The organism is Streptococcus sp. SO2, from assembly GCF_030440025.1.
The window spans coordinates 1-14,946 of sequence record NZ_JAQFJH010000015.1 but is presented as its reverse complement, the minus strand read 5'-3'; the positions used below and the strand labels follow the sequence as shown (position 1 = coordinate 14,946).

At 42.5% G+C, this 14,946-nt stretch carries 10 protein-coding genes; 8 read left to right on the top strand and 2 right to left on the bottom strand.

Going from position 1 to position 14,946, the window contains the following annotated elements; translation table 11 throughout:
- Nucleotides 1-76 precede the first annotated feature (76 nt).
- The 5 genes from purD (at nucleotide 77) to purB (ending at nucleotide 6,895) form a co-directional block, all read left to right on the top strand.
- Nucleotides 77-1,339, top strand: a complete 1,263-nt coding sequence (gene purD, locus PCY17_RS09800; protein ID WP_301393638.1) for a phosphoribosylamine--glycine ligase — start codon at nucleotides 77-79, stop codon at nucleotides 1,337-1,339.
- A gap of 184 nt (nucleotides 1,340-1,523) precedes the next feature.
- The gene (gene purE, locus PCY17_RS09795) at nucleotides 1,524-2,015 is read left to right on the top strand and encodes a 5-(carboxyamino)imidazole ribonucleotide mutase (RefSeq protein ID WP_301393635.1); all 492 of its coding nucleotides are present in this window, start codon (nucleotides 1,524-1,526) and stop codon (nucleotides 2,013-2,015) included.
- Entirely contained in the window at nucleotides 2,002-3,072 is a 1,071-nt protein-coding gene (purK, locus tag PCY17_RS09790) for a 5-(carboxyamino)imidazole ribonucleotide synthase (RefSeq protein ID WP_301393632.1), read from the top strand. Before purE ends, purK begins: the two co-directional genes overlap by 14 nt.
- A 44-nt stretch (nucleotides 3,073-3,116) precedes the next feature.
- Nucleotides 3,117-5,270, top strand: a complete 2,154-nt coding sequence (locus PCY17_RS09785; RefSeq protein ID WP_070567952.1) for an AAA family ATPase — start codon at nucleotides 3,117-3,119, stop codon at nucleotides 5,268-5,270.
- 326 nt (nucleotides 5,271-5,596) lie between these two features.
- Nucleotides 5,597-6,895, top strand: a complete 1,299-nt coding sequence (gene purB, locus PCY17_RS09780) for an adenylosuccinate lyase (protein WP_214614935.1) — start codon at nucleotides 5,597-5,599, stop codon at nucleotides 6,893-6,895.
- 58 nt (nucleotides 6,896-6,953) lie between these two features.
- Here the strand turns inward: purB and strH are convergent, their stop codons facing one another.
- The gene (gene strH / locus PCY17_RS09775) at nucleotides 6,954-10,709 is read right to left on the bottom strand and encodes an LPXTG-anchored beta-N-acetylhexosaminidase StrH (protein WP_301393624.1); all 3,756 of its coding nucleotides are present in this window, start codon (nucleotides 10,707-10,709) and stop codon (nucleotides 6,954-6,956) included.
- A 302-nt stretch (nucleotides 10,710-11,011) separates the two neighbouring features.
- Complete coding sequence (locus tag PCY17_RS09770; protein ID WP_001007181.1) at nucleotides 11,012-11,728, bottom strand: GntR family transcriptional regulator; 717 nt, start codon at nucleotides 11,726-11,728, stop codon at nucleotides 11,012-11,014.
- A 321-nt stretch (nucleotides 11,729-12,049) separates the two neighbouring features.
- Here PCY17_RS09770 and PCY17_RS09765 point away from each other — a divergent pair, with 321 nt between their 5' ends.
- The 3 genes from PCY17_RS09765 to PCY17_RS09755 form a co-directional block, all read left to right on the top strand.
- On the top strand, nucleotides 12,050-13,837 hold the full coding sequence (locus PCY17_RS09765; RefSeq protein ID WP_125418739.1) for a beta-galactosidase family protein: 1,788 nt from the start codon (nucleotides 12,050-12,052) through the stop codon (nucleotides 13,835-13,837).
- A complete protein-coding gene (locus tag PCY17_RS09760) occupies nucleotides 13,834-14,310 on the top strand; it encodes a PTS system mannose/fructose/N-acetylgalactosamine-transporter subunit IIB (protein ID WP_000156968.1) in 477 nt (158 codons plus the stop codon). The genes PCY17_RS09765 and PCY17_RS09760 overlap by 4 nt, the downstream gene beginning before the upstream one ends.
- A gap of 26 nt (nucleotides 14,311-14,336) precedes the next feature.
- A partial coding sequence (locus tag PCY17_RS09755) for a PTS mannose/fructose/sorbose/N-acetylgalactosamine transporter subunit IIC (protein ID WP_301393618.1) occupies nucleotides 14,337-14,946 on the top strand: 610 nt, incomplete at its 3' end.

The window sequence follows — 14,946 nt, the reverse complement described above, 5'->3', positions numbered from 1 at the left end:
ATTGCTAATTTTTCCGAATGATTGTCGTTAACGGGCATTTGCCCCTAGTCTTATTTGATATTGAGGTATCTTTCAAATGAAACTTTTGGTTGTTGGTTCTGGTGGTCGTGAACATGCGATTGCCAAGAAATTATTGGAGTCTAAGGACGTTGAGCAAGTTTTCGTGGCTCCTGGTAATGACGGGATGACATTGGACGGTCTTGATTTGATCAATATCGGAATTTCCGAACATTCTAATCTGATTGACTTCGCAAAAGCGAACGATATTGCTTGGACCTTTATCGGTCCAGATGATGCCCTTGCAGCTGGTATCGTGGATGATTTCAATGCGGCTGGACTCAAAGCCTTTGGTCCTACCAAGGCTGCGGCTGAGCTTGAGTGGTCTAAGGATTTTGCTAAGGAAATCATGGTCAAATACGACGTTCCGACAGCAGCCTATGGCACATTTTCAGATTTCGAGGAAGCCAAGGCCTACATTGAGGAAAAAGGCGCTCCAATCGTCGTCAAAGCAGACGGCTTAGCCCTAGGTAAAGGTGTCGTCGTTGCTGAAACGGTTGAGCAAGCCGTCGAAGCTGCTCACGAGATGCTTTTAGACAATAAATTCGGTGATTCAGGTGCGCGTGTGGTCATCGAGGAATTCCTTGACGGGGAAGAGTTCTCTCTCTTTGCCTTTGTCAATGGGGACAAGTTCTACATCATGCCAACGGCTCAGGACCACAAACGTGCCTATGATGGCGACAAGGGTCCTAACACTGGTGGGATGGGTGCCTATGCGCCAGTTCCTCACTTACCACAGAGCGTGGTTGATACAGCGGTTGACACCATTGTCAAGCCGGTTCTTGAAGGCATGATTAAAGAAGGTCGTCCGTACCTTGGTGTCCTTTACGCTGGTCTTATCTTGACAGCTGATGGACCGAAAGTCATCGAGTTCAACTCACGTTTTGGTGACCCTGAAACGCAAATCATCTTGCCTCGTTTGACATCTGACTTTGCGCAAAACATCACTGACATTTTGGATGGCAAAGAGCCAGCCATCACTTGGACGGACAAGGGTGTGACATTGGGCGTGGTTGTGGCCTCAAACGGCTACCCACTCGCTTATGAGAAAGGTGTCAAGCTTCCAGCCAAGACAGACGGCGATATCATCACTTACTATGCCGGTGCTAAATTCGCTGAAAATGGCCAAGACCTTCTTTCAAACGGAGGACGTGTCTATATGCTCGTCACCACAGCAGATACCGTCAAAGAAGCCCAAGAAAGCATCTACCAAGAACTCTCCCAACAAAAAACAGAAGGCCTCTTTTACCGAACAGATATCGGAAGCAAGGCGAACAAATAAAATTTCAAAAGCGACTGAGTCGCCAAACCCGATAATGGTCGCCGTGGTGAAAAGACCAGAACAGTATCTGTTCTGGTCTAGGGAAAATTTGAGACCTTAGGCTCAAATTTTAGGAATGAAACCGAAGGTTTGCTTCCGTCCCCACCACTTAAGACCATTATCAAAAAGAAGAAAAGGAAAAATTATGACTAAACCAATTATTTCCATCATCATGGGCTCAAAATCCGACTGGGCAACCATGCAAAAAACCGCCGAAGTCTTAGAACGCTTTGGTGTAGCCTACGAAAAGAAAGTTGTCTCTGCCCACCGTACTCCAGACCTCATGTTCAGACATGCAGAGGAAGCTCGTAGCCGTGGCATCAAGATCATTATCGCAGGTGCAGGTGGCGCAGCCCATTTGCCAGGTATGGTTGCTGCTAAAACAACCCTTCCTGTCATCGGTGTACCTGTCAAGTCGCGCGCTCTTAGTGGCGTGGACTCGCTCTATTCTATCGTTCAGATGCCGGGTGGCGTACCAGTCGCAACCATGGCTATCGGTGAGGCAGGTGCGACCAATGCCGCTCTCTTTGCCCTCCGTCTCCTGTCAGTAGAGGATCAGGCTATTGCGACAGCTTTGGCAGATTTCGCAGAAGAACAAGGAAAAATCGCTGAGGAGTCTACAAATGAGCTCATCTAAAACAATCGGAATTATCGGTGGTGGTCAGCTGGGTCAGATGATGGCTATTTCTGCCATTTATATGGGGCACAAGGTCATCGCGCTGGATCCTGCGGCGGATTGCCCAGCCTCTCGCGTTGCGGAAATCATCGTGGCACCTTATAACGATGTGGATGCCCTCCGTCAGTTGGCTGAGCGTTGCGATTTCCTCACTTATGAATTTGAAAATGTTGATGCTGACGGTTTGGATGCTGTTATCAAGGAGGGACAACTCCCTCAAGGGACAGACCTACTCCGCATTTCTCAAAATCGCATCTTTGAAAAGGACTTTCTCGCAAACAAGGCACAAGTCACTGTGGCACCCTACAAAGTCGTGACTTCTAGCCAAGACTTGACAGATATTGACCTATCGAAAAACTATGTCCTCAAGACGGCGACGGGTGGCTACGATGGGCATGGACAAAAGGTCATTCGCTTAGCAGAAGATTTGGAAGAAGCCTATGCGCTGGCTGATTCTGCAGACTGCGTCTTGGAAGAGTTCATCAACTTTGACCTTGAAATTTCCGTCATCGTTTCTGGGAATGGCAAGGACGTGACGGTTTTCCCAGTTCAGGAAAATATCCACCGAAACAATATCCTATCTAAGACCATTGTGCCAGCTCGCATTTCAGAAAGTCTAGCTGAGAAAGCCAAAGCCATGGCTGTGCGAATCGCAGAACAGCTCAACCTGTCTGGAACCCTTTGTGTGGAAATGTTTGCGACGGCTGATGATATCATTGTCAATGAAATTGCGCCACGTCCACACAATTCAGGTCACTACTCAATCGAAGCCTGCGACTTCTCTCAGTTTGATACCCATATCTTGGGCGTTCTCGGAGCACCATTGCCAGCCATCAACCTACATGCGCCTGCTGTTATGCTCAATGTCCTCGGCCAGCATGTCGAGATCGCTGAAAAATATGTCAAAGAAAATCCAAGCGCCCACCTCCACATGTATGGTAAAATAGAAGCGAAACACAACCGCAAGATGGGACATGTGACCGTGTTGGGGGATGCAGAAAACGTGGGGGAGTTTTAGCTTAGCATAGTAAAGTAAAAGGTTGTGAAGAGGAATAAGTTGTTATGAAAATAGATTTATCTAATGAGAAATTGTTTGATATCAATGAGATAGAATTGGATAAACCAGTTAATTTTATTTTTGGGAAGAACGGGACCGGTAAGAGTACCATTACTAAATTGGTTAAAGAACAGATTACTGACAAAGATATTAGAATTTACCAAGGTTTAAAGAGTGTAATTGCAAACGGAAGACTAAATTCTGTTACTCTTGGTGAAGAAAATGTTTCTGCTCAGCGAAATATTGAAAAATTTGAGAGCGAAATAGCTAACTTCGTAGAGGAAAAACGAGGATATGAGGAAATTAAACAATCCTTGACCTTAGAAAAAAATTCTCTAAATAAAGAATTAAAAGCTCAGGAAAATAAAATAAACAATTTTTTTAGTTCTTCTGCCAGAGAAATAAAAAATAATGATTTACATATAGCTAGCACTTCTTACAATCAGCCTACTTTTAAAGCAGAAATAAAGTATGCTTTTCGTTTATCTGTAGATGAACGAAATAAATGTAAAGAGTATCTAAAAATTGATGAGAAAAATGCCAGTCTAATTAAATTGCCAGAGATTAATTTTCTACAAATTTTTGAAGATACAAGAGATATTTTTGTGAAAAAAGTTGAAGAAGAGATAGTAGTTAAGCGACTTGATTCTGATCCAAAAATTAGTTTTGCTCAAAAGGGTCTAGAGTTACATGAACGTGGGGATGTCTGCTCTTTTTGTGGAAGTAATATTCCTGATGAAACATTTGCTGAATTGGAAACTTTTTTCTCAGCATCAAAGATTAAAGAATTTGAAGTCGCTATTAATGATCAGATTGATAGAATTAGTGAAGCACAAGTTCTAGTTGAGAAGGTTGTAATTGCTAATGAAGATTTTTATAGTCAATTCGCTAATGAAGTAGGTGAAATCAAAAAAAAATGGGACAACATAAAAAAGGAACAGGTAAAATTTCTATTATCACTTAAGGAAAAAATGATAGAGAAGTCTACTAAATTATTTTCAACATTGACTTTCGAGGAATTAAAATTACCGGATTCAGGTAAAGATATAATTGAAAGGTATAATAAAATTGTTGAGAAAAATAATGCAGAAGATATTTCTAGATTAAAAAAATTCTCCAAAGATTTATTGAGATTTGATTTGATTGATGCATATGTTGAGAAGTTTGATTTAGCAACAGAGAAAAATAAATTAAAAGCTATACAGGATAAGCTAGATGAATCTGTACGCAGTTCAGAAGCAAATGACTGTGAAATTTTAAAAATAAAGCAGACGATTTCTTCGATTCGTGAGAAAATATCGAAAGAAGTGGAAAAAACTAAATCTGAGAAGAAGTTAGCTACTAATATAAATAAAAAGTTGGAATTATATGTTGATTTTCAATTAGAACATATTGAGCCTGATGCTGGTATGCACCAAGGGTACTATCGAATAAAAAGCAAGTCTGAAAATATTGACGTATATAGAGATATAGGAACACTATCTGAAGGGGAAAAAAATATTATCGGTTTTTTATATTTTATAGAAAAACTTGATGAACAAATCGATAATCCACTTGATAAAGTTATAATTTTTGATGACCCGATGGACTCTAATGATGATATGATGCAATACATTATCATTACTGAAATTCAAGAATTGATGAAACCAATTGATAAGAATAAAACAAATGATAAACTTGTAATTATGACTCATAATTCTCATTTTTATATCAATGTGAAGTATAATCGTTTATATGAGGATGGTAAAGATAAAAATGGTGGAGATAGGGTAGGAGACAAGTTCATTAGACTTCAGAAAGAAAGTTCTACAACCTCTATAAAAGTTTTAGAATCAGAGGGGCAAGATTTCGGTACAAGTTACGAGTTGCTATGGAAAGAATTAGGATTCCTATACAACAATGGCAAACCTGATCTAATGTTGAATTCAATTAGGAGAATTATAGAGACTTTTACAAAATTCAATAGAATAGATAATTTTTATCAAGGTAATCGAGAAGCACAAAAATTATTTAATGTAAATTCACACTCTATCGATGATTTACAATCAGAGTTAAACGGGAAAGGCAGAGAACAAATTATTGCAATGATGAAGAAATGCTTCAAAGACGTTAATTTAGAAAAACACTTTAATTCCCATTGGAAGGCAGCTAAGAAGTAAAATTATATTTTGAAACACTATTCAAAAAATATACTAAGACAGAAAGGAACAGGGCAGTCGTATTTTCTAAACCGAATACGGGCTATGGACTTTCTTTCAAAACAAAATTTACAATAGAAAGTATGAGGGTGTCCGAGTATTTGAGCTCGGGCTACCTAAATTCTGTATCAAACCAAAAAAATAGAAAGGAACAAGGGCACCGTATTCCCCTAACTGAATGCGGGCTACGGACCGTGTGAAAAAGATAATTTTGTTGGAGCGCAAGTCGCTCTGCTCAAAATTTCCTATTTTCACGGTGTCCGCTTAACGCCCTTAATATCTTAAATATGATCAACCGTTACTCTCGCCCTGAGATGGCGAATATTTGGAGTGAAGAAAATAAATACCGTGCTTGGCTTGAGGTGGAAATCTTGGCTGACGAGGCATGGGCTGAGTTGGGGGAAATCCCTAAGGAAGATGTGGCTTTGATTCGCGAGAAGGCGGACTTTGACATCGACCGCATTTTAGAGATTGAGCAAGAGACTCGCCACGATGTGGTTGCCTTCACACGTGCGGTTTCTGAGACTCTTGGTGAAGAGCGCAAGTGGGTCCACTATGGTTTGACCTCTACCGACGTGGTGGATACTGCTTACGGTTACCTCTACAAGCAGGCCAACGACATCATCCGTCGTGACCTTGAAAACTTCACCAACATCATCGCTGACAAGGCTAAGGAGCACAAGTTCACCATCATGATGGGGCGTACTCACGGTGTGCACGCTGAGCCGACAACTTTTGGTCTTAAATTGGCCACTTGGTACAGCGAAATGAAGCGCAATATCGAACGTTTCGAGCATGCGGCTGCTGGTGTAGAAGCTGGTAAGATTTCTGGTGCGGTTGGGAACTTTGCCAACATTCCACCATTCGTTGAAAAATACGTCTGCGACAAATTGGGTATCCGTGCCCAAGAAATCTCTACACAGGTCCTTCCTCGTGACCTTCACGCTGAGTACTTTGCAGTTCTTGCTAGCATCGCGACTTCCATCGAGCGTATGGCAACGGAAATCCGTGGTCTGCAAAAGTCTGAGCAGCGCGAAGTGGAAGAGTTCTTTGCCAAAGGTCAAAAAGGGTCTTCAGCAATGCCTCACAAACGCAATCCGATCGGTTCTGAGAACATGACAGGTCTTGCGCGTGTTATCCGTGGTCACATGATTACGGCCTATGAAAACGTCGCTCTCTGGCACGAACGTGATATTTCTCACTCATCAGCTGAGCGTATTATCACACCAGATACGACCATTTTGATTGACTACATGCTTAACCGTTTCGGAAATATCGTCAAGAACTTGACGGTCTTCCCAGAAAACATGATCCGCAACATGAACTCAACTTTCGGTCTTATCTTTAGCCAACGTGCGATGTTGACCTTGATTGAAAAAGGCATGACCCGTGAGCAAGCCTATGACTTGGTGCAACCAAAAACAGCTTATTCTTGGGATAACCAAGTAGACTTCAAACCGCTTCTCGAAGCAGATCCAGAAGTGACATCGCGCCTTACACAAGAGGAAATCGACGAAATCTTCAACCCTGCATACTACACTAAACGTGTGGATGATATCTTTGAACGTATCGGACTTGGTGATTAATCCTAACAATAAAAAGCGAGATTCAATCTCGCTTTTTTTGTATGCTTATCGAAGGGGTTTAATCTTCTTTTCTCTTAGTGAGTCCGTAGGCTGCCAGTGTGGCTATGAGTCCTGCTGCGACCAAGCCTGCAGATTCTTGACTTCCTGTTGCAGGGAGTTGTTTTTCATCTGCTTTGCTAGTAGTTGCTTCAGCTTGCTCAGCTTTCTCAACGGCAGTTCCGACTTCGACCACCTGAGCGACCGCTTCCTGCGATACCGCACTATTGACAAGTGTTCTTTCTTCCTTGCCGTCAGCAGTAGTGCTGACAGAGTAGAAAATCGTACGGCGACCATTTACACCAGTAACGATGACTTGCGTTTGTCCGAGTGGCAATTGTGGATTTTCACGTGTCACAGTAGTGAACGGAATATCTTCCTCTTGGATATCCAGCCTTGGTTTCGCTTCGGCAGCTGGAGCAAGGCCACTTTCATCTCCTTTGTGAGTAATAGGGGCGCCGATTTCAACCACTTGGGTCACAGGTTCTTTGGTCACTTGGCTATCTAGAACCGTTTCTGTTTGTTTTCCATTTTCAGTAAGGACAGAGATGTAATGAGTACGTTCGCCCTCTACACCTGGTGTGATGATCTTTTCCTGACCGGCTGGGAGGTTCGGATTTTCCTTCTTGATAACTTCAAATGGAATCTTTTCTGCTCTTGTGATGAGTTCCGGTTTGGTTTCAACATTGGCAGCTAGTTCATTTTCATCAAGGCTTCCTGAGTGGGTTGCTGCTGGTTTGAGGCCTAGGTGGGCTGCCTTGAGTTTGGCTACGAGAGCGTCTAACTCGGCTTGTTTGTTACGGTTGAGGTTGTAGTTGAGAGCTTCTTTCGTTGCATTTAGGGCCTCCAAGCTTTCCTTGCTGTATCCATCCAAGTTTGCAGGGATTTGAGCAAGTTCCTCACGGAGGGCATTGTAGTTAGCGCGGAAGTAGTCTTTATTATTGTCTGCAAAGGCAGTCATGAGTTCAAAGATTTCTTCTTCCTTGTACTCAGCACTTGGTCTGTCTGCCCAGATAGCAAGCATGCTTCCGACGGTTGGAAGGTCTACCTCAGGATATTTGGTAGATGCAAGCTGGTTAAATGGTACTTTGCCAGAGTTTTCAAGTGCTTTTGATAGTGGGTAAGCTTCATCTGGTTTGTGATTACCTAGCACGTAGTACCAGTCTCCGTTGGTGTTGAGGAGTTTGTAACCTTTGCTTGCTAGGTACTGAGGCGTTGCAAGGTTGTAACCCCACCATCCCTTAGACCAGTAAGAGATGATGACATCCTTGTCAAACTCAACATCATCCTTGTCTTCGTAGTAGAAACCATCGTTGAAGGCCATTGGTTGAAGGCCTCTTTCTTTGGCCATGGCAGCAAGAGTGTTAGAGTACTCAGCAAACTTACCATAGAGATTGTAGTATTTTAGATAATACCAGCCTTGCGCGTTGGTGGCATCATTGGCATATTCGTCTGTACCGTAGTTGAAGATCTTTGTCTTGCCTGCAAAGAAGTCCATGTACTTGCCGATGAGGGCTTTGACAAAGTTCATGGCCTCTTCGTTTTCAAGGTCCATGGTTGTTTTGGAGACCTTGTCAAAGTTGGCTTGAGGATTCTTGATTCCAAGTTTTTCCATAGCGACGAGCATGGCATCCATGTGACCTGGGCTGTTGATCGCTGGGATGAGTCCGAGGCCTTTTGATTTTGCGTACTCGATCAATTCAGTGATTTCAGCTTGACTAAGAGTGGTTCCGTTTGGATCATCGTAGTAAGCTTTTGTTCCTTCGATGATGGCCTTTTTGACATCGTCACTTGCATAAGTTTTGCCGTTAGCTGTGATGGTCATGTCATCAAGGAGGAAGCGAAGTCCATCATTTCCTAGGAGAAGATGCACATCAGAGTAGCCGAGTTCGCTCGCCTTGTCTACGATGCGTTTGAGTTGGTCGAGCGTGAAGTACTTACGTCCGGCATCGATGGAGATTACCTTGTTCTTGGCAAGTTTTTCAACTTCACGTTTCGCGTCTTCTTCTTTTTGAGCTTCTGGTGTGAAGGTCAAATTGCTGACAGCTTCTTGGAGTTTCGCGATTGCTTGGTCAATGGTGTCTTGTTGGGCACGGCTGAGGTTGCTATCGAGTGAGCGAATGGCTTTTTCAGCTTCTTTGACAGCTGCGACACTTTCTGCAGTATAGCGGTTAAGGTCTGTTGGCACTTCTTTCAGGGCTTGCTCAGCAGACTCATAGTCAGCTGCGAAGTATTCAGCATTGGCATTTGCGAAGCTACGCATGAGTTTGAAGAGGCGTGATGGTGAATAGCGTGCAGATGGGGTGTCCGCCCAAGCAGCTACCATACCCCCGATGAACGGGATAGTAGCCCCATCAGATTTTGGTACAGAAGTGATTGGAGTGTTCTTGATACCATTGAGTCCTTGGTCGAGGTTATACCATCCTTGGCCATCGGCATTTCGTCCGAGGACGTAGTACCAAGCATCGTTGGTATTAAGGATTTGGTGGCCTTTTTCAACTAGAAGTTTAGAAGAAGCGACGTCGTATCCGCCCCATCCACCAGTCCACATAGAAACGATGATGTCTTTGTCAAAGGTTCCAAAGCTAGTGTCGCTATTATAGTAGATACCATCGTTAAAGGCCATTGGTTTGAGGCCGTGAGATTTGACGATGCGAGCAAGGTCGTTGGCGTAGGCGATAAATTTATCATAACCCTTGTCTGGGAATCCATCTTCTGGATACCATTTATAGGCTTGAAGAACGCTCCAGCCTTTAGCGTCTGTAGCATCATTGGCGTACTCGTCTAGCCCGATGTTGAAGATGTCAGTTTTGCCAGCGAAGTAAGCAGCATACTTGTCGATCAGAGCTTTGGTAAATGCAAGAGCTTCTTTGTTATCAAGGTCAACGGTACGAGCAGATTCCTTACCAAAGTAGTTGAAGTTCGGTTTTTGGATACCTAGTTCTTTCATGGCATGCAAAATCGCATCCATGTGACCAGGGCTGTTTACAGTTGGGATGAGACCAATGCCTTTGTTTTTAGCATAGTTGATCAAGTCCGTCATCTGACTCTCTGTCAAATGGTTGCCGTTTGGATCTTTGTAGTAGGCATTGGTTCCATTTTCGAGTGCACGTTTGACATCGTCACTTGCATAGGTTTTGCCATTGGCTTTGATCGTCATGTCGTCCAACATAAAACGCATGCCATCATTTCCAACTAGTAGATGAAGATCAGTATAACCGTAGTGTTTGGCTTTGTCGATGATTTCTTTTAGTTGGTCTGGAGAGAAGTACTTGCGTCCAGCGTCGATTGAGATCATTTTTCGTTTTGCCAGTTTTTCATTTACCTGAGCTGCTCGTTCCGTGCTAGGAGTGGCTACTGCAGGTGTGACAGCTTCATTTTTCTTTTCTGAAGGAGTACTTTCGGCAGGAGTTTCAGCTGGGGCAGGGCTTTCTTTCTCGGCAGTAGGAGTTGGAGCAGCATTTTCTGTCACAACTGGTGCGCTTGACTCTTCTGTTTTTGGAGCAACTGTTCGAGGAGCCTCCTTGTCTTCTTTGACCTCCTCTTTTACAGGCTCGTCAGCTTTTTCTTCCAGTTTTTCTGGAACCTTGGAGTCTACAGCTTCTTTGACTGCTTGTGGACTCTCCTGAATCGTTTGGACAGTTTCTTCAGCTGTTGGAGCTGGAGTAATCCCGTCGGCAGATACGACTTGGACGCTAAAAGCAAATCCTATAAGTACAGAAGCTGCCCCAACCGCGTATTTACGGATGGAGAAGCGCTGTTTCTTTTCTAGTTTCATGACAAAACCTCCTTGTTATTATCATATATGATAGCGTTTACATAAAACCAATTTTATTTTATTATCTAAGGAGTAAAATGTCAAGTGGGTTTATATAAGAACTATAATAAATAGAGGAAATCATAAGATTTAGGAGAAATTTGCTAATAAGGGATAAAACAGAGGAAAAACCAAACGAAAATTTAACTTGTTTTTAGTAAAAATGCTACTAATTAAATAAGAGCCCTTCATAGCGTTTTCACAACTTCTTTCTCGTGCTATAATGAATAGAGAAAAAGCCTGAGCTAGGCTCAGGCTTTTTCTTAATGACCTCGGTTACATGAGATGAATTTGATTTTGTAGTAGTCTGCTCGCTTATAAGTTTCACTATAGGCAAGGACTTGGCCAGTGGCCTCAAGTTTTGTAGTCTTCGTTTGGAAGACAGTTGGGAATTGTGTATCGATTCCGAGTACAGAAGCAGCATGCTCTGGTGTTGGGAATGCGATTTCGTTGATTTCCTCAAAATGTTCATCACTCATGTGAATTCGGTAATCCAATTTGAAACGTGTATAGATAGAGCTATAATAGTCAAGATTTGGATAGTTGGCATTGATGTATTGCTCAGGAATATAAGATGTGTGGTAGATGTATGTTACGTCGTTTGTCTGACGAATACGTTCAATCTTATAGTAGAATTGATCTCCACGTAGTCCAAGTTTATCTAAATATTCAAGTTTGTTTCCGCGCTCGATAGAAAGGACAGTAACTTTATCGTCTTTTGTTTCAAAGATTTCGACATCTGAAAACTCAACGAGTTTGTGCTTGCGGGCACGTGAGACGAAAGTACCTTTACCTTGTTGGCGGACAATGTAGCCGTCTTTAGCAAGGTCGTTCAAGGCACGAACAACTGTGATTGAACTCACATCGTACATCGCGATCAATTCGGCTTCTGTATAAAATTTATCTCCACTTGCAAATTGACCAGAGATGATTTTGTTTTTTAATTCATCTTTAATATATTGGTATTTAGGAATAGCCATAAATTTCACCTCGATTCTCTTTCTCCAATTTTGATTTTACCACAAATATAAAGAAAAGAGTAGTATTAAGGTCAAAAAATTAAAATAATAGACTAAAAATGTTATTTTACATGTAAAAAAATTCATTTGATGTTCTTGTGAATTATCATACATAAAAAGATCGTTTTCATGCTATTTTTAGATAATTTCGGTAAACGGTAAGTAAAAAAATAGAAAAATTTTAAATAATTTTCTAAAACCTATTGACAAATGCAAAAGATTTGATTATAGTTAATATTATAATAAATGAAAGCGCAAACTTAATTCGTCAGAGGTAATAACATGACCAGATTTAAAATTGAGGACGATTTCTATTTAGACGGAAAACCGTTCAAGATTTTGTCCGGCGCCATTCATTATTTTAGGATTCCAGCAGAGGATTGGTATCATTCTCTCTATAACTTAAAGGCGCTTGGCTTTAATACAGTCGAGACCTATGTGGCTTGGAATTTACACGAACCTGTTGAAGGGGAGTTTGATTTTGAAGGTGCCAGAAATTTGGAGAGATTTCTTCAAATTGCACAAGATTTGGGTCTCTATGCCATTGTACGCCCGTCTCCATTTATCTGTGCGGAATGGGAATTTGGTGGCTTGCCGGCTTGGCTCTTGACAAAGGACATGCGAATTCGCTCGTCCGACCCGGCCTACATCGAGGCTGTTGCTCGCTATTATGACCAATTATTGCCAAGGCTTGTGCCTCGCTTGTTGGATAACGGCGGAAACATTCTCATGATGCAAGTCGAAAATGAATATGGCTCTTATGGAGAAGATAAGTCTTATCTACGAGCAATTCGAAAATTAATGGAAGACCGAGGGATTGATTGCCCACTCTTTACTTCAGATGGCCCATGGAGGGCTACTCTGAAAGCCGGAACCTTGATTGAAGACGACCTCTTTGTGACAGGAAACTTCGGTTCTAAAGCTCCGTACAACTTTTCACAGATGCAGGAATTCTTTGATGAGCATGACAAGAAATGGCCCCTCATGTGTATGGAATTCTGGGATGGTTGGTTCAACCGTTGGAAAGAACCCATCATCACACGGGATCCTAAAGAATTGGCAGAAGCTGTTCGAGAGGTATTGGAGCAAGGCTCTATCAACCTTTACATGTTCCATGGTGGAACAAACTTTGGTTTCATGAATGGCTGCTCAGCTCGAGGAACTCTGGATTTGCCACAAGTCACATCTTACGACTATGATGCCCTTCTCGATGAAGAAGGAAATCCAACTGCTAAATACTTAGCAGTCAAGAAGATGATGGCAACCCACTTCCCAGAGTATCCACAGTTGGAACCACTCTATAAGGAAAGCATGGAGATAGGGTCCATTCCATTGGTCGAAAAAGTTTCCTTGTTTGAAACCCTGGATAACCTCTCTAGTCCTACTGAAAGCCTCTATCCAAAAGCGATGGAAGAACTTGGTCAAAGTTATGGCTACCTTCTCTACCGCACGGAGGCAAGTTGGGATGCAGAAGAGGAACGTCTCCGTATCATCGATGGACGTGACCGAGCTCAACTCTTTGTAGATGGTCAATGGATTGCTACTCAATACCAGACAGAGATTGGTGAAGATATCTACTGTCAAGGCAACCGAGAAGGCTTTTCAGAGATTGACATCTTGATTGAAAATATGGGGCGTGTCAACTACGGACATAAGTTCTTGGCAGATACGCAACGTAAAGGAATTCGAACAGGTGTCTGCAAGGATCTACATTTCTTACTGAATTGGAAACAATATCCACTGCCACTGGATAATCCTGAGAAGATTGATTTTTCAAAAGGATGGACAGAAGGACAACCAGCCTTTTACGCTTTCGACTTTACTGTTGAAGAGCCGAAGGATACCTACTTAGACTTGTCTGATTTTGGTAAGGGAGTTGCCTTTGTCAACGGGCGTCACCTAGGGCGTTTCTGGAACGTCGGCCCGACCCTCTCACTTTATATCCCTCATAGCTATCTCAAGGAGGGTGCTAACCGCATCATCATCTTTGAAACTGAGGGCGAATATAAAGAAGAGATTCATTTAACTCGTAAACCTACACTAAAACACATAAAGGGGGAAAACTTATGACAATTGTAGGATGCCGTATCGATGGACGTTTGATCCACGGTCAAGTAGCCAATCTTTGGGCTGGAAAACTAAATGTTTCACGCATTATGGTTGTAGACGACGAAGTTGTTAACAACGATATTGAAAAGAGTGGTTTGAAACTTGCGACACCACCAGGTGTGAAACTCAGTATCTTGCCAGTTGAGAAAGCAGCAGCAAATATCCTTGCTGGTAAATACGATAGCCAACGTCTCTTTATCGTTGCACGTAAACCAGACCGTTTCCTTGGTTTGGTCGAAGCAGGTGTACCGCTTGAAACACTCAACGTCGGCAATATGTCTCAAACACCAGAAACTCGCTCTATCACACGTTCTATCAATGTGGTAGACAAGGATGTGGAAGATTTCCACAAACTAGCAGAAAAAGGTGTGAAACTCACTGCTCAAATGGTTCCAAATGATCCAGTTTCAGACTTTTTGAGCTTATTAAAATAGGAAAAAATTTTTAGGAGGTCATTGTTATGATACAATGGTGGCAAATTTTACTTCTCACTTTGTACTCAGCTTATCAAATCTGTGATGAGTTGACAATCGTTTCATCTGCAGGTTCCCCTGTATTCGCTGGTTTCATTACTGGTTTGATCATGGGAGATGTGACAACTGGTTTGTTTATCGGTGGTAGCTTGCAGTTGTTCGTTCTCGGGGTTGGTACCTTCGGTGGTGCTTCTCGTATCGACGCAACTTCTGGTGCGGTTCTTGCAACAGCATTCTCTATCTCTCAAGGTATTGATACAGACCTTGCGATTACAACAATCGCTGTACCAGTAGCAGCACTTTTGACATACTTCGACGTTCTTGGACGTATGACAACTACTTTCTTTGCACACCGTATTGATGCTGCGATCGAACGCTTTGACTACAAAGGTATCGAACGTAACTATCTTCTTGGTGCGCTTCCTTGGGCTCTATCTCGTGCCCTTCCAGTATTCTTCGCCCTTGCTTTCGGTGGAGAATTCGTACAAGGTGTTGTAAACCTTGTTAAAGAATACCAATGGGTTGCAGACGGTTTGACTCTTGCAGGTCGTATGCTTCCAGGTCTTGGATTCGCTATCTTGCTTCGTTACCTTCCAG